Origin of the sequence: Noviluteimonas caseinilytica (assembly GCF_018406605.1) — a bacterium.
Classification (GTDB): domain Bacteria; phylum Pseudomonadota; class Gammaproteobacteria; order Xanthomonadales; family Xanthomonadaceae; genus Noviluteimonas; species Noviluteimonas caseinilytica.
This window is the reverse complement of record NZ_AP024545.1, coordinates 572,275-594,523: the sequence shown is the minus strand read 5'-3', so window position 1 is coordinate 594,523 and position 22,249 is coordinate 572,275. Positions and strand designations below refer to the sequence as shown.

The 22,249-nt window shown below is 69.6% G+C and carries 24 protein-coding genes; 14 read left to right on the top strand and 10 right to left on the bottom strand.

What is annotated here, in order from left to right; genetic code table 11:
• Nucleotides 1-13 precede the first annotated feature (13 nt).
• Nucleotides 14-1,027 carry an isoaspartyl peptidase/L-asparaginase family protein gene (locus LYSCAS_RS03055; protein ID WP_213435557.1) on the top strand — a complete coding sequence of 338 codons (1,014 nt, stop codon included), beginning with the start codon at nt 14-16 and terminating at the stop codon, nt 1,025-1,027.
• A gap of 13 nt (nt 1,028-1,040) precedes the next feature.
• Here the strand turns inward: LYSCAS_RS03055 and LYSCAS_RS03050 are convergent, their stop codons facing one another.
• Nucleotides 1,041-1,538, bottom strand: a complete 498-nt coding sequence (locus tag LYSCAS_RS03050) for a VOC family protein (RefSeq protein ID WP_213435556.1) — start codon at nt 1,536-1,538, stop codon at nt 1,041-1,043.
• Between the two features lie 198 nt (nt 1,539-1,736).
• Here LYSCAS_RS03050 and LYSCAS_RS03045 point away from each other — a divergent pair, with 198 nt between their 5' ends.
• The 10 genes from LYSCAS_RS03045 (at nt 1,737) to LYSCAS_RS03000 (ending at nt 10,141) form a co-directional block, all read left to right on the top strand.
• Entirely contained in the window at nt 1,737-2,117 is a 381-nt protein-coding gene (locus LYSCAS_RS03045; protein ID WP_213435555.1) for a diacylglycerol kinase, read from the top strand.
• A gap of 20 nt (nt 2,118-2,137) precedes the next feature.
• Entirely contained in the window at nt 2,138-2,872 is a 735-nt protein-coding gene (locus tag LYSCAS_RS03040; RefSeq protein WP_213435554.1) for a TerC family protein, read from the top strand.
• 89 nt (nt 2,873-2,961) lie between these two features.
• On the top strand, nt 2,962-3,597 hold the full coding sequence (locus LYSCAS_RS03035) for a LemA family protein (RefSeq protein WP_213435553.1): 636 nt from the start codon (nt 2,962-2,964) through the stop codon (nt 3,595-3,597).
• A 19-nt stretch (nt 3,598-3,616) separates the two neighbouring features.
• The gene (locus LYSCAS_RS03030; protein WP_407075171.1) at nt 3,617-4,507 is read left to right on the top strand and encodes a TPM domain-containing protein; all 891 of its coding nucleotides are present in this window, start codon (nt 3,617-3,619) and stop codon (nt 4,505-4,507) included.
• A gap of 11 nt (nt 4,508-4,518) precedes the next feature.
• Nucleotides 4,519-5,004 carry a TPM domain-containing protein gene (locus LYSCAS_RS03025; protein ID WP_213435551.1) on the top strand — a complete coding sequence of 162 codons (486 nt, stop codon included), beginning with the start codon at nt 4,519-4,521 and terminating at the stop codon, nt 5,002-5,004.
• Nucleotides 5,005-5,064: 60 nt separating this feature from the next.
• Nucleotides 5,065-5,934, top strand: a complete 870-nt coding sequence (gene lgt / locus LYSCAS_RS03020) for a prolipoprotein diacylglyceryl transferase (protein WP_213437539.1) — start codon at nt 5,065-5,067, stop codon at nt 5,932-5,934.
• A gap of 16 nt (nt 5,935-5,950) precedes the next feature.
• Complete coding sequence (thyA, locus tag LYSCAS_RS03015) at nt 5,951-6,784, top strand: thymidylate synthase (protein ID WP_213435550.1); 834 nt, start codon at nt 5,951-5,953, stop codon at nt 6,782-6,784.
• Nucleotides 6,785-6,887: 103 nt separating this feature from the next.
• Nucleotides 6,888-7,277 carry a glycine zipper family protein gene (locus LYSCAS_RS03010; RefSeq protein ID WP_213435549.1) on the top strand — a complete coding sequence of 130 codons (390 nt, stop codon included), beginning with the start codon at nt 6,888-6,890 and terminating at the stop codon, nt 7,275-7,277.
• A gap of 96 nt (nt 7,278-7,373) precedes the next feature.
• Nucleotides 7,374-9,620: a patatin-like phospholipase family protein gene (locus LYSCAS_RS03005; RefSeq protein ID WP_213435548.1), complete on the top strand. Its 2,247-nt coding sequence runs from the start codon at nt 7,374-7,376 to the stop codon at nt 9,618-9,620.
• A 29-nt stretch (nt 9,621-9,649) separates the two neighbouring features.
• On the top strand, nt 9,650-10,141 hold the full coding sequence (locus LYSCAS_RS03000) for a dihydrofolate reductase (RefSeq protein WP_213435547.1): 492 nt from the start codon (nt 9,650-9,652) through the stop codon (nt 10,139-10,141).
• Nucleotides 10,142-10,143: 2 nt separating this feature from the next.
• On the opposite strand, the gene LYSCAS_RS02995 is transcribed toward LYSCAS_RS03000, so the two are convergent.
• Genes LYSCAS_RS02995 through lptD form a run of 6 tightly spaced genes read right to left on the bottom strand, consistent with a single transcriptional unit; the run spans nt 10,144 to nt 17,043 of the window.
• Nucleotides 10,144-11,034 carry a symmetrical bis(5'-nucleosyl)-tetraphosphatase gene (locus LYSCAS_RS02995; RefSeq protein WP_213435546.1) on the bottom strand — a complete coding sequence of 297 codons (891 nt, stop codon included), beginning with the start codon at nt 11,032-11,034 and terminating at the stop codon, nt 10,144-10,146.
• Nucleotides 11,035-11,049: 15 nt separating this feature from the next.
• Nucleotides 11,050-11,433, bottom strand: a complete 384-nt coding sequence (apaG, locus tag LYSCAS_RS02990) for a Co2+/Mg2+ efflux protein ApaG (RefSeq protein WP_213435545.1) — start codon at nt 11,431-11,433, stop codon at nt 11,050-11,052.
• Between the two features lie 58 nt (nt 11,434-11,491).
• On the bottom strand, nt 11,492-12,304 hold the full coding sequence (gene rsmA, locus LYSCAS_RS02985; protein ID WP_213435544.1) for a 16S rRNA (adenine(1518)-N(6)/adenine(1519)-N(6))-dimethyltransferase RsmA: 813 nt from the start codon (nt 12,302-12,304) through the stop codon (nt 11,492-11,494).
• On the bottom strand, nt 12,301-13,281 hold the full coding sequence (pdxA, locus tag LYSCAS_RS02980) for a 4-hydroxythreonine-4-phosphate dehydrogenase PdxA (RefSeq protein ID WP_213435543.1): 981 nt from the start codon (nt 13,279-13,281) through the stop codon (nt 12,301-12,303). Before pdxA ends, rsmA begins: the two co-directional genes overlap by 4 nt.
• 1 nt (nt 13,282) lies before the next feature.
• Nucleotides 13,283-14,668, bottom strand: coding sequence for a peptidylprolyl isomerase (locus LYSCAS_RS02975; RefSeq protein ID WP_213435542.1), 1,386 nt, complete (start codon nt 14,666-14,668; stop codon nt 13,283-13,285).
• Nucleotides 14,665-17,043 carry an LPS-assembly protein LptD gene (gene lptD, locus LYSCAS_RS02970; protein WP_213435541.1) on the bottom strand — a complete coding sequence of 793 codons (2,379 nt, stop codon included), beginning with the start codon at nt 17,041-17,043 and terminating at the stop codon, nt 14,665-14,667. The genes LYSCAS_RS02975 and lptD overlap by 4 nt, the downstream gene beginning before the upstream one ends.
• Nucleotides 17,044-17,207: 164 nt before the next feature.
• Here lptD and msrB point away from each other — a divergent pair, with 164 nt between their 5' ends.
• On the top strand, nt 17,208-17,639 hold the full coding sequence (msrB, locus tag LYSCAS_RS02965) for a peptide-methionine (R)-S-oxide reductase MsrB (RefSeq protein WP_213435540.1): 432 nt from the start codon (nt 17,208-17,210) through the stop codon (nt 17,637-17,639).
• On the opposite strand, the gene LYSCAS_RS02960 is transcribed toward msrB, so the two are convergent.
• Genes LYSCAS_RS02960 through LYSCAS_RS02950 form a run of 3 tightly spaced genes read right to left on the bottom strand, consistent with a single transcriptional unit; the run spans nt 17,636 to nt 19,752 of the window.
• Nucleotides 17,636-18,580, bottom strand: coding sequence for a histone deacetylase family protein (locus LYSCAS_RS02960; protein WP_213435539.1), 945 nt, complete (start codon nt 18,578-18,580; stop codon nt 17,636-17,638). The genes msrB and LYSCAS_RS02960 overlap by 4 nt on opposite strands.
• Nucleotides 18,577-19,143: a cob(I)yrinic acid a,c-diamide adenosyltransferase gene (locus LYSCAS_RS02955; RefSeq protein ID WP_213435538.1), complete on the bottom strand. Its 567-nt coding sequence runs from the start codon at nt 19,141-19,143 to the stop codon at nt 18,577-18,579. The genes LYSCAS_RS02960 and LYSCAS_RS02955 overlap by 4 nt, the downstream gene beginning before the upstream one ends.
• A 24-nt stretch (nt 19,144-19,167) precedes the next feature.
• Nucleotides 19,168-19,752 carry a DUF6580 family putative transport protein gene (locus LYSCAS_RS02950; RefSeq protein WP_213435537.1) on the bottom strand — a complete coding sequence of 195 codons (585 nt, stop codon included), beginning with the start codon at nt 19,750-19,752 and terminating at the stop codon, nt 19,168-19,170.
• Nucleotides 19,753-19,824: 72 nt separating this feature from the next.
• Between LYSCAS_RS02950 and ubiH the strand changes: the two genes are divergently transcribed.
• Both ubiH and LYSCAS_RS02940 read left to right on the top strand, forming a co-directional pair.
• Nucleotides 19,825-21,051: a 2-octaprenyl-6-methoxyphenyl hydroxylase gene (ubiH, locus tag LYSCAS_RS02945; RefSeq protein WP_213435536.1), complete on the top strand. Its 1,227-nt coding sequence runs from the start codon at nt 19,825-19,827 to the stop codon at nt 21,049-21,051.
• Nucleotides 21,048-22,238: an FAD-dependent oxidoreductase gene (locus tag LYSCAS_RS02940; RefSeq protein WP_213435535.1), complete on the top strand. Its 1,191-nt coding sequence runs from the start codon at nt 21,048-21,050 to the stop codon at nt 22,236-22,238. Before ubiH ends, LYSCAS_RS02940 begins: the two co-directional genes overlap by 4 nt.
• Nucleotides 22,239-22,249 lie beyond the last annotated feature (11 nt).

Below are 22,249 nucleotides of genomic sequence, written 5' to 3'. Positions count from 1 at the left end.
GCCGGAGACCGCCATGCGCCCGCATCGATTGCTTGCCGCCCTGTTGTGTTGCGCGATCGCCATGCCGGCCTTCGCGGCTGATCCGCCCAGGCCGAAGACCGCGCTCGTCATCCATGGCGGCGCGGGCGTGATCGAGCGCGGGTCGATGACGCCGGAGGAAGAAAAACTGGTGCGCGCCGACCTCGACCAGGCGCTCGACGCGGGCAACGCCATCCTCGCCAAGCACGGCACCGCACTGGATGCCGTCGTCGACGCGATCCGCGTGCTGGAGGAATCACCGCGCTTCAACGCCGGCAAGGGCGCGGTGTTCAACGCCGACGGCAAGCACGAACTCGATGCGTCGATCATGGAAGGCCACACGCATCGCGCGGGCGCGGTGACCGGCGTGATGACGGTGCGCAGCCCGATCCTGCTGGCGCGCGCGGTGATGGAGCGGTCCAAGCACGTGATGCTGGCGGGGCAGGGCGCGGAGAAATTCGCCGACTCGCTGCCGGACATCGAACGCGTGCCCAACAGCTGGTTCGACACCGATCGTCGGCGCAAGCAGCTTGAAGACGCGCAGGCGAAGGAGAAGGCGAATGCCGGCCTCGACCTGCCCGGCACGTATTTCGGCACCGTCGGCGCGGTGGCGCTCGACGCCGACGGCCACATCGCCGCGGCCACCAGCACCGGCGGCATGACCAACAAGCGCTACGGGCGCGTCGGCGATTCGCCGATCATCGGCGCCGGCACGTGGGCCGACGAACGCTGCGGCGTGTCGGGCACCGGCTGGGGCGAGTTCTACATCCGCAACGCGGTGGCGCACGACATCTGTGCGCGCGTGGCGTATCGCGGCGATGCGCTCGCGGTCGCCGCGGAAGAGGTGGTCGACAAGATCGTGCCCGGGATGGGCGGCGACGGCGGCGCGATCGCGCTGGACAAGGACGGCAACATCGCGATGCCGTTCAACACCTCGGGCATGTATCGCGCTTGGCTGAAGCCCGACGGTGCGCGCGGCACGGCGATCTATCGCGACGAAGCGAAGTAACCCGTCGCGGCGCTCAGGGCACCTCGGCCTGCGAGGCCTGGCCCTTCGCCCATTGCGCCATCCGTTCGGTGAGCGCTTCGGGCGCCACGTCCTCGATGTGCGTGCCCAGCGTCCACTTGTGGCCGAAGGGATCGGTCACCGTGCCCATGCGGTCGCCCCAGAACTGGTCGGCGACCGGCTTGGTGATGGTGGCGCCGGCCTGGACGGCGCGCGCCAGCGCCGCGTCGCAGTCGGGCCCGTAGATCACGAAGCTCACGGTGCCGCCGCCGCGCTTGAGCGGGCCCAGCGCGCCCATGTCGGGCCACTCGTCCGAGAGCATCAGCTGGGTGTCGCCGATGCGGACCTCGGCGTGGCCGACGCGCTCGCGTCCGTCGGGGCCGGGGACCGGCAGGCGGAACTGTTCCTTCGCGCCGAACGCCCGGGTGTAGAAATCGATGGCGCGGGCGGCGTCCTCGACGATGAGGTAGGCGGTGACGGTGTGGTAACCCTCGGGGACGGGGCTGACGGCCATGGCGGGACGCTCGCGGGGGCGGGGGGAGCCGGAAAGCGGGACGTTGCGCCGGGATTCGTTATGCGCCGGTGACCGCGCGGCGTGTCCTCATGCACATGGGTCGGGCGCCGCGGTGTGGCAGAATCGCCGCTCCTCGGGAGCCGGTCCTCGTCCAAGCCATGCCGTCCAAGCACCTGCGCACCGATCGCGGCGGCGCCCATGGCTGACCAGTTCGGACACCTGCCCCGCCACCCCGGCCGAATCCTCAAGGCGACCGTGTGGTCGATGCAGGGGCTGCGTGCGGCGTGGTTGCACGAGTCCTCGTTCCGGCTCGAGGTGTACCTGTTCCTCGTGTTCTGCCCGCTGGGGCTGTGGCTCGGGGCGACGGGGGTGGAGCGCGCGTTGCTGGTGGGCAGTTGCCTGCTGGTAATGGCGGTCGAGCTGCTCAATTCCGCGATCGAAGCGGTGATCGAGCGCTACGGCCCCGAATTCCACGAATTGGCCGGGCGCGCCAAGGACATGGGTTCAGCCGCGGTGTTCCTGACGATGCTCAACGTATTGCTGGTGTGGGGCTGCATCTTGGTCCCGCATTTCTTCTGACCCCTTAGGATTCCCGCGCGATGCTGGATTGGTTGGCCGATCCCCAGGCCTGGCTCACCCTGGTGACCCTCAGTGCGATCGAGATCGTGCTGGGCATCGACAACCTGGTGTTCATCGCGATCGCGGTCAGCAAGCTGCCGCAGGAGAAGCGGGAGCGCGCGCGCAAGTTCGGCATCGCGGTGGCGTGCATCACGCGCATCGGGTTGCTGCTCACGCTGGCGTGGCTCGCCGGCCTCACCCAGGACCTGTTCCGCCTGTTCGGCCAGGGCATCTCGGTGCGCGACCTGGTGCTGATCCTGGGCGGCGTGTTCCTGGTGGTGAAGGGGATCATGGAGATCCGCGACCTGCTGATGGGCGAGGACGAAGCCGAGGACATCCACACCAAGCCGCTGGTCTCCTTCGGCATGGTGATCGCGCAGATCGCGATCATCGACATCGTGTTCTCGCTGGATTCGGTGATCGCCGCGGTCGGCATGGCCAACCACGTGACGATCATGGTCGGCGCGATCCTGCTGGCGGTGGGCGTGATGCTGCTGGCCGCCACGCCCCTGGGCCATTTCATCGAGCGCAACCCGACCATCAAGATGCTGGCCCTGGCCTTCATCGTGCTGGTGGGCGTGTACCTGCTCCTGGATGGCTTCGAACTGCACATCCCGAAGGGCTACCTCTACGGCGCGATGGGCTTCTCCGCCGCGGTGGAGTGCCTGAACCTCTGGGCGCGGCGCAAGGCCAGCGCGCGACAGCTCGCGCAGTAGCGCCCCGCGGGGCCCGGGACGCGCCTTCATTGCGTCCTACCCCCTTCGATGCTGGAATGCCGCGCGTCCCCCACCGCGGAGCCAACCCCATGCGTCCGAACACCTTCCTGCGCGCGCTGCTCCTCGGGCTCGCCATCGCGCTGCTGTCCGGCTGCGGCTACAACCAGATCCAGGCGAAGGACCAGGCCGTCAAGGGCGCATGGTCGGAAGTGCTCAACCAGTACAAGCGCCGCGCCGACCTCATCCCCAACCTCGTCAACACCGTGAAGGGCTACGCCGCGCAGGAACGCGACGTGCTGATCCGCGTGACCGAGGCGCGCGCCAAGGTCGGGCAGATCCAGGTCAACGCGGAAGACGCGGCTTCGCTGGCGCAGTTCCAGAAAGCGCAGGGCGACCTCTCGCAGGCGTTGTCCCGCCTGATGGTGGTGACCGAGAACTATCCGAACCTCAAGTCCGACCAGTCCTTCCGCGACCTGCAGGCGCAACTGGAAGGCACGGAGAACCGGATCACCGTCGCGCGCGGCCGTTACATCACGACCGTGCAGGACTACAACACCTACATCCGCCAGTTCCCGCAGAACTTCACCGCGAAGATGTTCGGCCACAAGGAAAAGCCGAACTTCTCCGTGGAGAACGAAGCGCAGATCTCCAACGCGCCGACCGTGGAATTCAACCCGCCGACGACGGCGCCGGCGACCACCGCCGCGCGCGCCCCGGCGTACTGACGCGCTGATGCACAACGCGCTGCCGCGTTTCGCGCGCACGGTCTGCTTCGCCTTCGCGCTGGTGATCGCCAGCGCGTCGGCGTTCGCGCAGGCCAACGCGCCGATCCCGAAACTCGATCGCCCGGTGATCGACACCACCGGCACGCTCGATGCGGCAGCCATCGCGTCGCTGGAACAACAGGCGCGCGCGCTGCAGCAGCGCAAGGGCAGCCAGCTGCAGGTGCTGATGGTGCCCACCACGCAGCCGGAAACCATCGAGCAATACACCGTGCGCGCGTTCGAGCAGTACAAGCTCGGGCGCAAGGGCGTGGACGATGGCGTGCTGGTGGTCGTGGCCAAGAACGACCGGCGCGTGCGCATCGAACCGGGCTATGGCCTGGAAGGCGCGATCCCCGATGCGATCGCCAACCGCGTGATCCAGGAATACCTGGTGCCGAAGTTCCGCGCGGGCGATTACGCGGGCGGGCTGACCGACGGCACGGCGGCGCTGGCCAAGCTGATCGACGGCGAGGAACTGCCGCCGCCGATGGCCGACAACAAGGGCAGCAGCGGCGGGCGCGATGGCGGGCAGTGGGTCTTCGCGTTGTTCCTGTCTTTCATCATCGCCACGTTCGTGCGCGGGATGTTCCGCTGGCTGCCGGCCGCCCTGCGCGGCGTGGTGGGGGCGGGCGCAGCCGGATTCGTGGCGTGGTTGGTGTCGTCGCTCGTGCTGGTCGGCGGGCTCGGCGCACTGGTCGGCCTGTTCGTCGGGCTGTCGGCGGCGCCCACCGGGCGCGCCGCGCGCCATGGCGGCTGGGGCGGGTTCGGCGGTGGCGGATTCGGGGGCGGCGGCGGGTTCGGCGGCGGCGGTGGCGGCTGGTCGGGCGGCGGCGGCATGAGCGGGGGCGGTGGCGCCTCCGGCAGTTGGTGAGGATCGCGACCATGCGCCTGTTCCGACACCTGCTCGCACGTCCTGCCCGCGCCTGGTTCCCCGAGGACGCGATGGACCGCATCACGGCCGCGATCGACGCCAGCGAACTGCGCCACAGCGGCGAGATCTGTTTCGCGGTGGAGCCTGCGCTGCACTGGCTCGACGTGCTGCGCGGCGTCGACGCGCGCACCCGTGCCGAGGACGCGTTCGCGCGGCTGCGCGTGTGGGACACCGAAGGCAACACGGGCGTGCTGGTGTACCTGTTGCTCGCCGACCATCGCCTCGAAATCGTGGCCGACCGCGGCCTGCGCAACGTGGATCCCGCGCGCTGGCGCGCAGTGTCCGATGCGATGCAGGCGCGCCTGCGCGCCGGGGAGCCGGAAGCGGCGATCGTCGAAGGCGTGGCGGCGATTTCCGACCTGCTCGCCGAGCACGCGCCGCTGGTCGCGGGCACCCCGGACCGCGACGAATTGCCGAACCGCCCGCGCCTCCTCTGACGCGCGACGCTGGGGCACAATGCCGCCACGCGCCATCGCCTGGACAACGCCTTGCACGATTTGACGTACCTGCACCAGATCGACCCGATCGCACTCGCGCTCGGCCCGCTGAAGATCCACTGGTACGGCCTGATGTACCTGCTCGGGTTCGCCGTTGCATGGTGGCTCGGCAATCGCCGCATCCGCGCAGGGCGGCTGCCCGGCGTCGACGGCCACGGCTTCGGCGACCTGATGTTCTACGCGATGGTCGGCGTGGTGCTCGGCGGGCGGCTGGGCTACATCCTGTTCTACGACCTGCACACCTACATCGCCCATCCGCTGCAGATGCTGAAACTGTGGGAAGGCGGCATGAGCTTCCACGGCGGCCTGATCGGCGTGGTGGTGGCCACGTGGTGGTGGTCGCGCAAGCACGGCCTGCACGTGATGGACACGATGGAATTCATCGCGCCGCTGGTGCCGCCGGGGCTGGGCTTCGGGCGCCTGGGCAACTTCATCAACGGCGAGCTGTGGGGCAAGCCCACCGACGCGCACTGGGGCGTGGTGTTCCCGAACGCGCTGCCGCAGCCGTACGCCAGCATGGATCCGCAGGCGTTGCGCGCGCAGTTCGAAGCCGGCGCACTGGATGTGTTCGCGCGCCATCCTTCGCAGCTGTACCAGGCGTTCCTCGAAGGCCTGGTGCTATTCCTGGTGCTGTGGCTGTATTCGCGCAAGCCGCGGCCGCGCTATTCGGTGGCGGGCCTGTTCGTGCTGTTGTACGGCGTGTTCCGCTTCCTCGTGGAGTTCGTGCGCGTGCCCGACCAGCAACTCGATTACATCGCCTTCGGCTGGCTCACGATGGGCCAGTTGCTGAGCGTGCCGCTGATCCTGCTGGGCCTGTTCTGGTTGTGGTGTTCGCGCAGCGCGCCGACGCTGCAGCCGCGCGTCGCCTGACCGCACGGAGCGTCACATGCGCCAATACCTCGACCTGATGCGCGAGATCCTGGAACACGGCACCCCCAAGGGCGACCGCACCGGCACGGGCACGCTGAGCGTGTTCGGGCGGATGATGCGGTTCGACCTGCGCGAGGGGTTCCCGCTCGTCACGACGAAGAAGCTGCACCTGAAGTCGGTGATCCACGAGCTGCTGTGGTTCCTCGCCGGCGACACCAACGTGCGCTATCTGCAGGACAACGGCGTCAGCATCTGGGACGAATGGGCGACCGAAGACGGCAGTCTCGGCCCGTTGTACGGCGCGCAGTGGCGCAGCTGGCCCACGCGCGACGGCGGCACGATCGACCAGATGTCGGGGCTGATCGCTGCATTGAAGGCGAAGCCGAATTCGCGCCGCCACATCGTCAGCGCCTGGAACGTCGAATACCTGCCGGACGAATCGCGCAGCCCGCAAAACAACGTGCGCGACGGGCGCATGGCGCTGGCCGCGTGCCACACGCTGTTCCAGTTCTATGTCGCCGACGGAAGGCTCTCGTGCATGTTGATGGCGCGCAGCCAGGATTTCCTGCTCGGCACGCCGTTCAACATCGCCAGCTACGCCTTGCTCGTGCACATGGTGGCGCAGCAATGCGACCTCGACGTGGGCGAGTTCGTGTGGGTGGGCGGCGACGTGCACCTGTACAACAACCACCTCGAACAGGCGCGCACGCAGCTTGCGCGCGAGCCGAGGCCCTTGCCGCAGCTCACGATCAAGCGCCGGCCGCCGTCGTTGTTCGACTACCGCTTCGACGACTTCGAGATCACCGGTTACACGCCGCATGCGGCCATCAAGGCGCCCATCGCCGTCTGACGCAGGTCGGGCCGCATCCGGGGCGCGTGCACGAAAGGCCGCTAGGTGACTTCCGGTCACCGGGCGTATCCTCCGATCCCAACGCGGGCCGCCGGGATCTGCCATGCGAATCCTCATCGCCGACGACCAGTCAGCCGACCAGAAGGCCAAGGACGATGGCAGTTGCCAGGCCTGGGCGAAGACCGACACGGGCATCGACCCGGCGGCCGTCGCCGCGGCCCCGACCACCACCACCGGACCGCAGGGCCAGCGCGCCCGCGGCGCGGTGCGCGGCGCGGCGGCCGGCGCGGTGATCGGCGAGGTGGCGCACGGCGATTCCTCGCAGGGCGCGAAGACCGGCGCCGCGGCGGGCGTGATCGCCGGCGGCGCGCGCTCGCGCCGCAGCCAGGCCGCGCAGGTGCAACAGCAGCAGACCGCCAAGGCGCAATCCATCGACACCTACTGGCGGGCCTGGGGCGCGTGCATGTCGGGCAAGGGCTACACGGTGCAATGACGGACTGACACCGGCCCGCGAACCGGGCCAGAATGCGCTGGCGCGCAGGGGCGCCAGCGAGGTGATTGCATGGGATGCAGGCACGCAGCGTGGTCGATGCTCCTCCTGGGCGGCCTGTTCACATCGGCCGCCTTTGCGCAGTCGACTTCCACCACGACCACCCCCGCGCCTGCGACGGCGCCGGCCACCCCCGCCTGCGGCACGCGCGCCCCCGGCGACACGCGCCCGCGCATCGGCCTGGCCCTCGGCGGCGGCGGCGCGCGCGGCATCGCGCACGTCGCGATCCTGCGCGAGATCGAAGCGCGGCACATCCCGATCGACTGCATCGCCGGCACCAGCATGGGCGCGCTGGTCGGCGGCTTGTACGCGTCGGGCATGTCGGTCGACGACATGGAACACCTCGTCACCTCGACCGACTGGAAACGCCTGTTCGACGATTCCATCGAACGCCCCGAGCGCACCTACCGGCGCAAGCAGGACGACCGCGATGCCCTCGCCACCGTCGGCGTCGGCATCGGTGGACCGCGCGGGCTGAAGCTCTCGCCCGGCGTGCTGCAGGGCGAACGCATCCTGGCGATGTTCGAACAGGCCACGCTGGGCGTGAGCCGCGTCGAACACTTCGACCAATTGCCGATCCCGTTCCGCGCGGTGGCCACCGACCTCAACACCGGCGACCCCGTGGTGCTGGACCACGGCAGCCTGGCGATGGCGATGCGCGCGAGCATGTCGCTGCCCGGCATCTTCCAGCCGGTGGAAATCGGCGGGCACGTGCTGATCGATGGTGGTGTCGCCGACCAGGTGCCGATCGATGTGTTGCGCACGATGGGCGCGGACGTGCTGATCGCGGTGGACGTGGGCACGCCGCTCGAGAAACTCGATCGCGACGCCAGCCTGCTGCAGGTCGTTTCGCAGATGACCGGCATGCTCACCACCGGCAACACGCGCCGCATGCTCGCCACGATGGGCGAAGGCGACGTGCTCATCGTGCCGGACCTCGGCACGGACGTGGCCACCAGCGATTTCGACAAGGCGAAGGAAGCGCTCGCGATCGGCGCGCGCGCCGCGGAAGCAGCGCGACCGCGCCTGGCGCGCCTGGCCGCGAAGGACGACGCGGCGTATCGCACCGCGATCGCGCAACGGCCCGTGTTCGACAACCAGCCGCCGATCATCGAGTTCGTGCGCCTGGACAACCAGACCGACTACGCCGACGCGATGCTGCTCGCGCAACTGGACATCGACATCGGCAAGCCGCTGGACGCGGCGAAGGTGGAAGAACACGTGCTGCGCGTGTACGGCTTCGGCACGATGGCCAGCGTGACGTACGAAGTGGTGGAGGAAAACGGCCGCACGGGCATCGTGGTGAGCGCGCGCCCGAAACCGCAGGGCCCGAATTACCTCCAGTTGGGCCTCACGCTGAGCAACGATTTCCAGGGCGGCTACGACAGCAACCTGCGCATGGGCCTGCTGTTCGCGCCGCTGTCGCCGTTCGGCGCCGAGGCGCGCGTCGTGTTGCAGATCGGCAGCGAACCGGGCCTGTCGGCGGAGTACTACCACCCGTTCGACATCGCCAACCGCTACCTCCTCCACGCCGAGGCCGCTTACGCCAACCCGAACATCCGCGTGTACGACAGCAATGGCCACAACACGGCCACGTACGACGTCGCCACGCTCGGCGTCGAACTGCAGGTGGCGCGCGAATTCGGCAACTACGGCACCGCCGGCTTCGGCCTGGAGCGCGGCAGCGGACACGCGAGCGTGCAGACCGGCGACCCCGCGGTACCGTTCAACTTCGACACCGGGCGCCTGTCCGCCTTCGTGTCGATCGATCGCCTCGACAGCCTGTTCTTCCCGCGCAACGGCTATGGCACCAACCTGGCGTACACGATCGCGCGCGACTGGCTCGGCAGCGACAGCGAATACGCGCAGCTGGATTTCGACGTGCTCGCCGCGAAGTCCTTCGGCCGCAGCGCCATCCAGGGCGGCGTGGGCTACCACGCCACCACGCAGGGCACGCTGCCCGTGCAGGACCGCTATCGCCTCGGCGGGCGCGGGCAACTCGTGGGGTTCCGCCAGTTCGAACTGACCGGCCAGGACTACGCGGTGGTGTACGGCGGTTACACGTGGCAGCTGGCGGAGGTGTTCGGGCGTTCGGCGCTGGTGGGCGGCACGCTGGAATACGGCAACGCGTGGGAAAAACGCAGCGACATGGACTGGGCCGACGGCATCTGGAACGCGAGCCTCTACATCGGCTTCGATTCGTGGGTGGGGCCCATGCTGTTCGGGTACGGCTGGCGCGAAGGCGGCAACGGCGTGCTATTCCTGGAGATCGGCAAACCGTTCTGATCGTGGCGCACGTAAGCGATACTCGCCGCATGCCCAAGCCGATCCTCAGCCTCGTCGCCGCGCTCGATCGCCACCGCGCGATCGGACGCGGCAATGCCTTGCCGTGGCACCTGCCCGCGGACCTGAAACGCTTCAAGGCGCTCACGCTCGGCAAGCCCGTGCTGATGGGGCGCAAGACGGCCGAATCGATCGGCCGCGCGTTGCCGGGGCGTCGCAACCTCGTGCTGACGCGCAGCGGACGCGTGCCGTTCGACGGGATGGAAGCGGTGGACTCGATCGATGCGGCGCTGGCGCTCGCCGACGACGAACTCAGCGTGATCGGCGGCGGCGAAGTCTACGCGCTGTGCCTGCCGCGCGCGGATCGGTTGCACCTCACGCACGTCGACACGATCGTGGCAGGCGCCGATGCGTTCTTCCCGGCGTTCGATGCCGCGGCGTGGCGCGTGACCCATCGCGAAGCGCACGCGGCCGACGAACGGCATGCGTTCGCGTTCGAATTCATCGACTACGACCGCGCGTAACCTCACTCGTCGCGCGCGGGCACCGCCGGGAGCGGACGGTGGTACGGCGGACGCGGCTGCGGCGGATTGGCGGGCACGTCGCGGCCCGGCACCTGGATGACGCGCAGTTCGTCAGTGTCCAGCTGCAACGCGGTGAGCTTGCCGCCCCACACCGCGCCGGTATCGATCGCATGCACGCCGTGGCCGAGGAACAGGCCCAGCGTCGACCAGTGCCCGCATACGATCTTGAGATCGCGCTCCGCACGGCCCGGCACTTCGTACCAGGGATACAGGCCCGGTTGCTGCGTGCCCGGCGCGCCTTTCTCTTCGAACGCGATGCGCCCGCGGGGCGAGCAATAGCGCAGTCGCGTGAACACATTGATGATCGCGCGCTCGCGCTCGATGCCGCCGAGGCCCGGCGACCACGCCGGCTTGTCGCCGTACATGTTCTTCAGCAGCTTGCGGTAGCCCTCGCTGCGCAGCTTGCGCTCGACTTCGCTGGCGTGTTTTTCCGCGAGCGTGGTGGTCCACTTCGGCGCGAGGCCCGCGTGCACCATCATCCAGCCGAGCGCGCGGTCGGCGTGCAGCAGCGGTTGCAGGCGCAGCCAATCGAGGAGTTCGCGCGCGTCGTCGGCGAACAGCACGCGTTGCAGGTCGGGGTTGACCTTGCGTTGTTCGTCGGGACGGCGTTCGCCGATCGCGAGCAGCGACAGGTCATGGTTGCCGAGCACCACCACGCTCTGCGCGCGCAGCGAATGCACGAGGCGCAATGTTTCGAGCGACTGGCCGCCGCGGTTCACGAGGTCGCCGCAGAACCACAGGCGATCCTGCGCGGGGTCGAAGCGCAGGCGTTCGAGCAGGCGCTGCAACGGGTCGTAGCAGCCTTGCAGGTCGCCGATCGCGTAGGTGGCCATGCGCGCGCGTGCCCGTCAGTGCAGCGTGCGCGGGGTGGTCAGCGTGAACGGCGGGATGGGCGCGGCGAAGCGCGTGCCGTCGTCCGCCAGCATGTCGTAGCTGCCGCGCATGGTGCCGAGGCTGGTTTCGAGGATGGCGCCGGAGGTGTACTGGAAATCTTCGCCGGGCCGGAGCCACGGTTGCTCGCCCACCACGCCTTCGCCCACGACTTCCTCGACCTTGCCGTTGGCGTCGGTGATCACCCAGTGGCGGCCGAGCAGGCGCGCCGGCACGGTGCCGCGGTTGCGGATGCTGATGGTGTAGGCGAAGACGTAGCGGCCTTCATCGGGCGCGGATTCTTCGTCCAGGAAGCGGGTGTCGACATCGATGTCGAACGCATAGGCAGCGGTGTCCGTCATGCGTGCAGTTTAGCCGCAAGCCGTTGGATGTCGCGCGAAGGCCCGTGCGGGCGGGCGCTCAGGGCGTGGGCAGGTTCGCCAGGCGCACGAAGCCGGCGACGTCGATCTGTTCGGCGCGCGCGTCCGGGCGCAGGCCCGCGGCTTCGATCATCGCGGTGTCGGCCACGCCCTGCAGCGCATTGCGCAAGGTCTTGCGGCGCTGGCCGAACGCGGCGCGGACCACGTGCGTGAACCGCACCGGATCCTGCACGCCCATCTCGCCGGGCGCGCGCGGCACCATCCGCACGACCGCCGAATCGACCTTCGGCGGCGGACGGAACGCCCCCGGCGGCACCTTGAACAGCGGCACGACGCGGCAGTAGGCCTGCAGCATCACGCTCAGCCGCCCGTACACCTTGCTGCCGGGTTCGGCGGCCATGCGGTCCACCACTTCCTTCTGCAGCATGAAGTGCATGTCGCGGATCGCGCCCGCATGTTCGAGGGCGTGGAAGAGGATGGGCGAGGAGAGGTTGTAGGGCAGGTTGCCGACGAGGCGGATTTGTCCGTCCGTGCCTTCGACGTCCTTGGCCAGCGCGGTGAAATCCACCTGCAGCACGTCGCGATGCACGATCGTGAGCCGGCCGTGCGCCTGCGCCGCTTCGGTGAGCGGGGCGATGAGGTCGCGGTCGAACTCGATCACCGTCAGCGCGCCGTGGCGATCGAGCAGCGGGAAGGTGATCGCGCCCTGGCCGGGGCCGATTTCCACCAGGCGATCGCCGGGCTTGGGATCCACCGCCTGCACGATCTTGTTGATGACGCCCTTCTCGTGCAGGAAGTGCTGGCCGAGGTGTTTCTTCGCTTCGCGCTGGAAGCCGGGGCGCGCCTCGCTCATGCCGCGACTGCCTTGCGCGCCATGCGCGCGCAGGTGTCGACGGCGGCGAACAGGCTCGACGGATCGGCGATGCCGCGACCGGCGATCGACAACGCGGTGCCATGGTCGACGGCCACGCGCGGGTAGGGCAGGCCGAGCGTGAGGTTCACGGCGCTTTCGAATCCGCTGTACTTGAGCACCGGCAATCCCTGGTCGTGGTACATCGCCAGCACTGCGTCGACGTCGCGGAGTTTCGCGGGCAGGAACGCGGTGTCCGCGGGCAGCGGGCCTTCGAGGTGCAGGCCTTGCGCGCGCAACGCGGCGATGACCGGCGCGATGACGTCGAGTTCTTCGCGTCCCATGTGCCCGTCTTCGCCCGCATGCGGATTGAGTCCGAGGACGGCGATGCGCGGTGCCACGATGCCGAAGCGCGTGCGCAGCGCGGCGTCGACGATGCGCAGCGTGCGCGCGAGCGAATCGGCGTTGATCGCATCCGGCACGTCGCGCAATGGCAGGTGCGTGGTGGCGAGCGCGACGCGGACGATGGCGTTGGCCAGCATCATCACCACGTCGCAGCCTGCTTGCCGCGCGAGCAGTTCGGTGGTGCCGGTGTAGGCGATGCCGCCGTCGTTGATCGCGGCCTTGTGCACCGGGCCGGTGACGAGGCCATCGAACGCGCCGTCGAGGCACGCGCGTGCGGCGGTTTCGAGCGCGGCGATGACGGCGCGTGCGTTTCGCGGATCGGCGCGGCCGAATTCGACCGCGACTGCATTCGGGATGGCGTGCAACGGCAGGTCGCCGGGACGCGTGGCAACCGCGTCGGCAGGCAGCAACTGCAGCGGTAACGACAACGCGCGGGCCGCGGCCACCAGCGTGTCGCCGTCGCCGAAGGCGACGAGCGAACAATCACCACGCGGCTGCTGCGCCAGGCGCACGCAGAGTTCGGGACCGATGCCGGCCGGTTCGCCCGGCACCAGCGCCAGCCGCGGCGGCGACATCTCAGCCGCCGCTTGCAGGCGCCTGCGGCTGCGCGGCGGGCGCTGCAGGGGCTGCAGGCGCGGCGCCGGCCATGCGCATTTCGACGTAGGCCTCGCCGCGCATTTCGCGCAGGAAGCGGTTGTATTCGTCTTCCAGCTTGCGACGGCCGATCGCTTCGCGCATCTGCGCCTTGCGCGACTTGTCCGCCGTGCCCTGGCGCGTGCCGATGCGCTGCACGATGTGCCAGCCCGCATCGCTGCGGAACGGCTTGGACACCGCGCCGTCGGCGAGCGAAGCGACCTGCGCGCCGAACGTCGTGCCGAACTGGTCGGCCGGGAACCAGCCCAGGTCGCCGCCGGAGGCCTTGGTGCCTTCGTCTTCGGAATCGGACTTGGCCAGCGCCTGGAAATCGGCGCCGCCGGCCAGGCGCGCGGCGATCGTGTCGACCTTGGCGCGCGCTTCGGCTTCCGGATGCGTGGCATCCACGCGCACGAGGATGTGGCGCGCGTTGAATTCGGTGACCGGGGCGGCGGCGTCGCCGGCGGCGTCGCGCGTTTCCACCAGCTTCAGCAGCTGGAAGCCGCTCGGGCCGCGCACGGGGCCGATGACCTGGCCGACCTGCATGGTGCGGATGACGTTGGCGAACGTGCCGGGGATTTCATCGAGGGCGCGCCAGCCCAGGTCGCCGCCTTCCAGCGCGTTCTGGCTGTCGGAATAGCGCACGGCCGCGGCCGCGAAATCCATTTCGTTCTTGTCGAGCAGCGCCTTGACGCCTTCGATCTTCTTCTGCGCGACGCCGATCTGTTCCGGCGTGGCGCCGTCCGGCAGCGCCACGAGGATGTGCGCCAGGTGGTACTGCGTGGTGTTGGCCTGCGCGGCCATCGCGGCTTCCACTTCCGAATCGCTGACCTGGATGCGGCCCTGCGCGAAGCTCTGGCGCAACTGCTGGATCAGGATTTCGTCGTGGATCGAGCGGCGGAATTCTTCCCACGTCTGCCCGCCCTGCTCGACCTGCTGGCGGATCTGCGCCGGCGTGAGGCTGTTGCCCTGGGCGATGCGGCCGATGGCGGCGTCGATGTCTTCCTCGGTCGCCTTCAGGCCGTTGGACTCGGCGCGCGCGACCTGCAGCTTGTTGAGGATCAGGCGCTCGAGCACCTGGCGCTCCAGCACGTCGGCCGGCGGGAGTTGGTCTTCCTTGCCGGCGTACTGGTTGGTGATGTTGCGCACCGCGCGGTCGAGCTCGCTGTGCAGCACGACGTCTTCGTCGACGATCGCCACCGGGTGGTCGATCGGGACGAGCGCCTGGGCGCGGGCGGGCGCGGGCACGGCAAGCAGCACGCCGGCGGGCAGCGCGATGGCGAGGGCGCCGGCGAGCGCATGGCCGGCGAAACGGGAAGCAAAGGTCATGGCGTGGGGTCCGGATCCGAATCCGTTGAGGGCTGGGCCGTGGCTGTTTCGGGCGGCACCAAGTAGAGATCGCCGCGATTGTAGCCAAGGATGGCCCGGCGCAGCGTCTTGCGGGTGTCCTGCCCGGCCGAGCCGAGGCCTTTCAGTTCGATCTCGAGCATGATGCCGCGGCTCAGCTCGCCCTCGCGATTGTGCACGTAGCGCCGGCCGACAAGCCGAACCGCGATGCAACAGCTGTCCCACTGGACGCCGAGGACCTGTTCCAGCGGCTTGCGGTCGAGGATCGAGTAATAGTCGCGCCCGACCACGCTCCAGGTGTCGTTGACGGGGTACAGGAAGGAGAAGTCCACCTGGTCCGAGACGTCGCGGCGGAAGCGGTAGGCGAGGTTGACCACGCCGTCGTCGGGCAGCAGGTAGCGGCCGCGCACGCTGACCAGGTCCTTCTGGCGCAGCTTCGGGTTGTACTGGTACGAACCGCCGAAGGTCCAGCGGTCGGTCGGCGCCCAGCCCACGTCCGCCACCCACGCCGACTTGCCCGCGAGGATGGGCTGTTCGCCGGGGAGCACGACCCGGGAATCGTCGAAGTACTTGATCTGGCCGATGCTCGCGCTGAAGCGCTCGCGGCCGTCGGATTCGCGGATCAGGCGCGAGGTCAGCGCGATCGTCAGCTGGTTCGCATCGGCCTGGCGGTCCGCGCCGGAATACCGGTTGTCGCGGAACATCTGGCCCCAGCTGAAGGTGAGCGCGCCGGTGTCGAACGCCGGCAGCGTGTCCTGGTTACGGAACGGGCTGTACAGGTAGAACATGCGCGGTTCGAGCGTCTGCAGGAACGACTGCCCGTGCAGGCGCGTGCTGCGGTCGAAATACAGGCCGGCATCGACGCTGCCGATCGGCTGGCTGCGCGAGGGCGACTTGGCTTTCACGACGGCCGCGAGCTGGTCGTCCAGCTGGTAGGCGGTGTAGCGCCACGCCAGCGTCGGGCGCACGAACCAGCTCGCGCCCTCCAGCGGCAGCGAGACGTAGGGCTTGATGTCCAGGCGCGAACCGGCGGCGCCCACGAACCGGCCCTGCGTGCCGAACGGCGCGCCCGGCGGCGGCGCCTCGAACACGGCCTCGTCCTTCTGGAAGCGCACCGCTTCGGCGTCCACGCCCGCGGACAACCACGGCCGCAGGCGCTGGTCCCACGAAAAGAACGCGCGCGGCATGCGGTTGTAGGCGAGGCTGACTTCGCTGAGCGTGTAGTCGGCGAGCTGCCAGTGGTCGGCCATGAGGCCGGCGCTCCAGTGGCGGCCGCGTCCGTACAGGCCGGCGTCGCTGTACGCCGCGTACACCGAGATGCCGTTGATGCTGCTGTTGAAATCCTCGAAGTACCGCGGATCGCTGATGTGCAGCAGGTTCACGCGCGCCTGCCAGCTGCGCGAGAGGTTCTGGAACCCGTTGAAGGCGCCGAAGTAGCGCTTGTCGTAACCCTCGTCGTCGCGCAGGTCGTCGTGCGGCATGTACGCGCCCGACACCGACGCCTGCCCCTTGGTGCCCAGGTAGCGGAATTCGCCGCCGAGCTGGATGCCGCGCGCGGTCATGATCCGCGGATACAGCGTGGCGTCGTAGTTGGGCGCCAGGTTGAGGTAGATCGGCTGCTTGTAGTCGAAGCCGTTGCGGCTGGAGTTGGACGCCGACGGGAACAGCAGGCCGGTGTGGCGGCGCTCGTCGATCGGGAACTCGAACCACGGCACGTACAGCACCGGGATGCGGCCGATCCGCAGCACCGCGTTGTGCGCGACCGCGAAGCCTTCGGCCGAATCCACGTCGATGCGCTTGGCTTTCAGTTCCCAGTGGCGATCTTCGGGATCGCACGTGGAGTACGTCGAATCGTGCAGGCTGCCCTGCGCGCCGTGCAGGTTGATGCGCGAGGACTCGCCGTTGCCGCGGCGCGAGACCAGCTGGTATTTCAGGTCGTCGATCTGGTGTTCGTCGGCCGCCTGGTTGCCCTCGGCGTGTTCCGCGGTCAGGCGCATGCTGCTGTCCTGGTAGCGGATGTTGCCGTCGGCGACGTAGTGCTCCTGCTCGCTGTCGTAGGTCAGCCGGTCGGCGCCCAGGAACTGGTCGCCGCGGCGCAGCGCGACGTTGCCCTGGAACTGCGGCGCCACGTCCGTGCCGCTGAGGGTGTCGCCTTCGATGTCGGTGGGCGACTGGGCGCGGTCCAGCGGCGTCTTGCCCAGCGTGATTCCGGTGGCCGGCACGTCCTCGAACTCGGGCACCGCCTGGGTCAGCGGGCACAGGCTGAAATCGTCCTGCATCTTCTGTGCCCGCACGTGCGCGGACAAGGAGAGGCCGATGCACAGGGCGAGGGGGGTCAGTCTGAGGCTGGCACGCACGCGAACATCCGTGGTCGGTGAAGATCGGCGGGCAGCATAACGAAATTCGTACGTTCACTTCCCCTGAACATCCCGGCCGCGGGCTTTGTCCACACTCCGCACGGCCGTGGTTTTCCCGGCCACGCCCCCATCTGGAAGGCATCCCCCGCATCACGAGGTCAACGATGGACAAGACGCCCGCCACCGCGCCCGCCACCGCGAAGAGCGATGCCGAATGGCGCGACCAGCTCACGCCGGAGCAGTACGCGATCTGCCGATGCTCGGCCACCGAGCGCGCGTTCACCGGCAAGTACTGGGACCACAAGGCCGATGGCGTGTACACGTGCGTCGCCTGCGGCACGCCGCTGTTCCTGTCGGATGCGAAGTACGACTCCGGCAGCGGCTGGCCGAGCTTCTTCGAACCGGTCTCGCCGAGCGCGGTGACCGAACACGTCGACGAAACCCACGGCATGCGCCGCGTGGAAATCCGCTGCGCCAGCTGCGAATCGCACCTGGGGCACGTGTTCCCCGACGGTCCGCCGCCCACGGGCCTGCGCTACTGCATCAATTCGGCCTCGCTGGATTTCCATCCGGTCGCCGAAGTCGGCGGCGGTTAACCCGCGGGCGCAAGTCCCGACAGCGCCGCCACGTGCGCGACGCTGGCTTCGCGCAAGGCCTGCAGGTCGTACCCGCCTTCGAGCATCGACACGACGCGCCCGTCGGCATGGCGTTGCGCGATGTCGACCAGCGCCTGCGTGAGCCAGGCGTAGTCGCCCGCCTGCAGCTGCAGTTGCGCCAGGGGATCGCGCCAGTGCGCGTCGAAGCCCGCGGAAATGAAGACGATCTGCGGGCGGAAGGTGTCCAGCGCGGGGAGCAGGTCGCGCGACCACGTCGCGCGGAAGGCGTCGCCGCCCGCGCCCGGCGGCAGCGGTGCATTGAGGATGTTGCCCGCGCCGTGTTCGTCGCGCCGGCCCGTGTCGGGATACAGCGGCATCTGGTGCGAACTCAGGTACAGCACGCGCGGATCGGTTTCGAAGATCGCCTGCGTGCCGTTGCCGTGGTGCACGTCGAAGTCGACGATCGCGATGCGTTCCAGGCCGCCGTGGTCACGCGCGTGCGCCGCGGCGACCGCGATGTTGTTGAACAGGCAGAAGCCCATCGCGACGTCGATGGTCGCGTGGTGGCCCGGCGGACGCACGGCGCAGAACGCGCGGCGTGCGTGGCCGTGCAGCACCGCATCGGTGGCGGCGATGCCCGCGCCCGCGGCGCGCAGTGCGGCTTCGGCGGAGGCGGGCGAGAGGATCGTGTCGGGATCCAGCTGCACGCGGTCCGGCGATTTCGTTTCGAGCACGGTGGCCAGCAGGCTGGCGTCGTGCACACGCAGCAGCTGGCCGCGCGACGCGCGCGGCGCGTCATGCAACGACAGCGACGGGAATGCGCCCTGCAGCGCTTCGAGCACGGCGGACAGGCGTTCGGGGCGTTCGGCGTGGCCTGGGCCGGTGTCGTGCAGCAAGCAGGCGGGATGCGTCCACAACTGGGTCGCGACGCCGCGGCTCATGTGCGGCGCTCGTGTTTCCACAGCACTTCGCCATGGCCCGAGTCGCGCGCGAGCACGCGCGCCAGCACGAACAGCAAGTCGGAGAGACGGTTGAGGTAGCGGATCGCTTCGGGCCGCACGGCATCGTGGCGCGCGAGCGTCACGGTCTCGCGCTCCGCGCGACGGACCACGGTGCGCGCGACGTGGCAGCGTGCCGCGGCTTCACCACCGCCGGGCAGGATGAAATCCTTCAGCGGCGGCAGCGGGTCGTTGTAGGCATCGAGCTGGTCTTCGAGCGCCTTGACGTCGGCTTCGTGGATCGCCGCATGGCCGGGGATGCACAACTCGCCGCCCAGGTCGAACAACTGGTGCTGGATCGTGGTGAGCAGCGCGGCGATCGCCTCGCCCTGCGGACCGGGCAAGGGCGCGCTTGCGAGCAGCAGGCCGATCGTGGAATTGGCTTCGTCGACGGTGCCGTAGGCGGCGACGCGCGCCGAATCCTTCGCCACGCGCGTGCCATCGCCGAGACCGGTCGTGCCGTCGTCGCCGGTCTTCGTGTAGATCTTGCTGAGGCGGTTACCCACGCGGTGCGGCGTGCCGGCGGACGGTCAGACCGTCTGTTCGCGCAGCGCCGGCACGTGGCGGCGCAACAGCGCGAAGCCGCCGAACAGCAGCGCCGAGTACGCCAGCGTGCCGAGCAGCGTCCACTTGAAGAAGGGGATGCCCGCGACGTACGCGGCCACCAGGCCCTGCGCGTTCTGCGGATACATCGTGCCGCCGAACCACGTGCCGAAGTTGGTCACGAGGAAGAACAGCACCGAGCCCAGCAGCGAATAGCCGAGCACGCGGCCGCCGGTGACGCGGCCGCGCAGGCCGAAGCCCAGCACCGTCGACAGCGCGATGCACGCATACACCAGCCAGAAGCCGGCGCTGGCGAAGTATTCGAAGTACACGCCGCCGTTGACCAGGCCCAGCGCTAGGTCGGACACGAACATCGCGACGAGCGGGACGACCAGCGCCCACTGGCGCGCGGCGAAGTACGCACCACCGAACAATGCGATCGCTTCCACCGGCGAGAAATTCGGCGGATGCGGCAGCAGGCGCGTCAGGGCCGCGATGAAGATCAGGCCGGCAAGCGCGACCGGACCGGGCGCGAGGGTGGGGGCGGTGGGGTTCGACGGGGCGCGGTTCATCGGGCGTGCGTCATGGGTCGGCGGGAGCGGGGCGCTAGCATACTCCACCCGTCCCCCACGCCCGGTCACGCGATGCAGCCCCCGGATCACCCCGCAGACGCCCGACACGACGTCGCCATCATCGGCGGCGGCCTCGTCGGCGCGAGCCTCGCCATCGCGCTGGACCGCATCGGCCGCCACGTCGCGCTGGTCGAAGCCGCGCCGCCCGGCGCGCTGCCCGCGGTGTTCGACGAACGCAACCTCAGCTTCGCCGAAGCGACCGTGCACGGCCTGCGCGCGCTCGGCGTCTTGCAGAAGCTGCGTGCGCCGGCCGGTGCGATCCGCCGCATCCACGTGAGCCGGCAGGGCGATTTCGGCCGCGTGGTGCTGGACGCGAAGGAGCATGGGCGCGAGGCGTTCGGCCAGGTGGTCGTCGCGCGCGACTTCGGCCAGGCCCTGGAAGCACGCTTGTCGGAATGCACGCGCGTCACGCGATACCGGCCGATGCGGTTCGAAGGCAGCGACCCGGGCGACGGCGCGCGCACCTTGCGCCTGCGCGATGCCGACGGACAGGAGAAGACGATCGCGGCGCGCCTGCTGGTCGGCGCCGACGGCACGCGCAGCGGCGTGCGCGAATCGCTCGGCATCGGCGCGGACGAACGCGATTTCGGGCAGACCCTGTTCGTGGCGCGCGTGCGTGCGGAACGTGCCCCCGACGGCACGGCATACGAACGCTTCGGCCCCGACGGCCCGACGGCGTTGTTGCCGCGCGGCGACGGCCATTTCGGTGTCGTGCATGGCGTGGCGCGCGCGGACGCGGACGCCGTGGCCGCGCTCGACGATGCCGCGTGGCTCGCGCGCATCCAGGCGGCCTTCGGCTGGCGTGTCGGGCGCCTGCTCGCCACCGGCCCGCGCAGTGCGTATCCGATCGTGCAGGTCGTGGCGCGCGCGCTTGTCGCCGATCGCGCGGCGATCGTGGGCAATGCTGCGCAGACGCTGCATCCGATCGGCGCGCAGGGCTTCAACCTCGGCTTGCGCGATGCGCTCACGTTGGCCGAACTGATCGAAGGCCACGACGATCCCGGCAACGCGACGTTGCTCGGCGAACACGCGCGTCGCCGCGAAGACGATCGCAATGCGACGCTGCAATTCTCCGGTGGCCTCGCCACACTGACCGCAGGCGACGACGCCACGTTGCGTCCGCTGCGCAGCCTCGGGTTCGCCGCCGTTGCGCGCCTGCCGGCGTTGCGCGCGCACCTCGTCGGTGGCGCACTCGGATATCGCGGCGACGTGCCGCGGCTGTGCCGGGGCGACGCATGAGCCGGCGCGGTCGGCGGGATGCGCTGGTCGTCGGTGGCGGCGTGGTCGGCTGCGCCGCGGCGTTGTCGCTCGCGCAGGCGGGGCTGGACGTTGCGCTGATCGAAGCGCAGCCGCCCGCGCCGTGGTCACCGGAAAAACGCGACCTGCGCGTGTATGCCTTCGCGCCCGACAACGCGGCGTGGCTCGATGCGCTGGGCGTGTGGCCGGCGATCCGCGACGCACGCGTTCAACCGTATCGCCGCATGCGCGTGTGGGATGCCGCGGGCGGTGAAGCGCTTGCGTTCGACGCCGATCGCCTGGCGCGCGCCGAACTCGGCTGGATCATCGAGCATTCTTTGCTCGTCGATCGGTTGTGGTCGGCCTTGCCCCGCGCCGGCGTGCACGTGGTCGCGCCTGCGCGCGCGGCTGCGCTGGAGCCGCACGACGACGGCGTGCGCGTGCGCCTGGACGACGGCACGCAGATCGATGCGCGGCTCGTGCTCGCGGCGGACGGCGCCGACTCCGCGGTGCGCGCGCTCGCGGGCATCGAGGTGGAGCGCCGCGACTACGAACAGAAGGGCGTCGTCGCGTTCATCGCGAGCGAGCAGCCGCACGAGGACACGGCGTGGCAGCGCTTCCTGCCGACGGGGCCGCTCGCGTTGCTGCCGTTCGTGGGCGATGGCAACGCGCAGGTCAGTTCGATCGTGTGGACGTTGCCGAACGACGAAGCCGATCGCGTCCTCGCCTTGCCGGACAACGGCTTCGGCGACGAACTCACACGCGCCTTCGGTCGTCGCCTCGGCGCGTTGTCCTTGCATTCGAAGCGCGCCGCGTTCCCGCTGCGACGCCAGCTCGCGTCTGCGTACGCGCAAGGCCGCGTGCTGCTGCTCGGCGATGCCGCGCACGTGGTGCATCCGCTCGCCGGGCAGGGCGTGAACCTGGGCCTGCGCGATGCGCATGCGTTCGCGCAACTGGTGGACGAAGCGCAGCAGCGGCGCGGCGATTTCGCGTCCGCCTCGCGCATCGCACGCTGGGCGCGCACGCGTCGCAGCGAGAACGCCACCTCGGCGCACGCCTTCGGCGCGATCAACGCGCTCTTCAGCAACGACGACATGGCGCCGACGCTGCTGCGCGGCCCGCTGCTCGGGCTTGCAGGCAAGATGCCGGAAGTCGCCCGCGCGTTGTGGCGCCACGCGGCGGGCGTCTGACCGAAAAGGAA

Coding starts and splice junctions, on each gene's coding strand:
- LYSCAS_RS03055 (WP_213435557.1), top strand. CDS start 14: ATGCGCCCGCATCGATTGCTTGCCGCCCTGTTGTGTTGCGCGATCGCC.
- LYSCAS_RS03050 (WP_213435556.1), bottom strand. CDS start 1,538: ATGGCCGTCAGCCCCGTCCCCGAGGGTTACCACACCGTCACCGCCTAC.
- LYSCAS_RS03045 (WP_213435555.1), top strand. CDS start 1,737: ATGGCTGACCAGTTCGGACACCTGCCCCGCCACCCCGGCCGAATCCTC.
- LYSCAS_RS03040 (WP_213435554.1), top strand. CDS start 2,138: ATGCTGGATTGGTTGGCCGATCCCCAGGCCTGGCTCACCCTGGTGACC.
- LYSCAS_RS03035 (WP_213435553.1), top strand. CDS start 2,962: ATGCGTCCGAACACCTTCCTGCGCGCGCTGCTCCTCGGGCTCGCCATC.
- LYSCAS_RS03025 (WP_213435551.1), top strand. CDS start 4,519: ATGCGCCTGTTCCGACACCTGCTCGCACGTCCTGCCCGCGCCTGGTTC.
- thyA (WP_213435550.1), top strand. CDS start 5,951: ATGCGCCAATACCTCGACCTGATGCGCGAGATCCTGGAACACGGCACC.
- LYSCAS_RS03010 (WP_213435549.1), top strand. CDS start 6,888: ATGCGAATCCTCATCGCCGACGACCAGTCAGCCGACCAGAAGGCCAAG.
- LYSCAS_RS03005 (WP_213435548.1), top strand. CDS start 7,374: ATGCTCCTCCTGGGCGGCCTGTTCACATCGGCCGCCTTTGCGCAGTCG.
- LYSCAS_RS03000 (WP_213435547.1), top strand. CDS start 9,650: ATGCCCAAGCCGATCCTCAGCCTCGTCGCCGCGCTCGATCGCCACCGC.
- LYSCAS_RS02995 (WP_213435546.1), bottom strand. CDS start 11,034: ATGGCCACCTACGCGATCGGCGACCTGCAAGGCTGCTACGACCCGTTG.
- apaG (WP_213435545.1), bottom strand. CDS start 11,433: ATGACGGACACCGCTGCCTATGCGTTCGACATCGATGTCGACACCCGC.
- rsmA (WP_213435544.1), bottom strand. CDS start 12,304: ATGAGCGAGGCGCGCCCCGGCTTCCAGCGCGAAGCGAAGAAACACCTC.
- pdxA (WP_213435543.1), bottom strand. CDS start 13,281: ATGTCGCCGCCGCGGCTGGCGCTGGTGCCGGGCGAACCGGCCGGCATC.
- LYSCAS_RS02975 (WP_213435542.1), bottom strand. CDS start 14,668: ATGACCTTTGCTTCCCGTTTCGCCGGCCATGCGCTCGCCGGCGCCCTC.
- msrB (WP_213435540.1), top strand. CDS start 17,208: ATGGACAAGACGCCCGCCACCGCGCCCGCCACCGCGAAGAGCGATGCC.
- LYSCAS_RS02960 (WP_213435539.1), bottom strand. CDS start 18,580: ATGAGCCGCGGCGTCGCGACCCAGTTGTGGACGCATCCCGCCTGCTTG.
- LYSCAS_RS02950 (WP_213435537.1), bottom strand. CDS start 19,752: ATGAACCGCGCCCCGTCGAACCCCACCGCCCCCACCCTCGCGCCCGGT.
- ubiH (WP_213435536.1), top strand. CDS start 19,825: ATGCAGCCCCCGGATCACCCCGCAGACGCCCGACACGACGTCGCCATC.
- LYSCAS_RS02940 (WP_213435535.1), top strand. CDS start 21,048: ATGAGCCGGCGCGGTCGGCGGGATGCGCTGGTCGTCGGTGGCGGCGTG.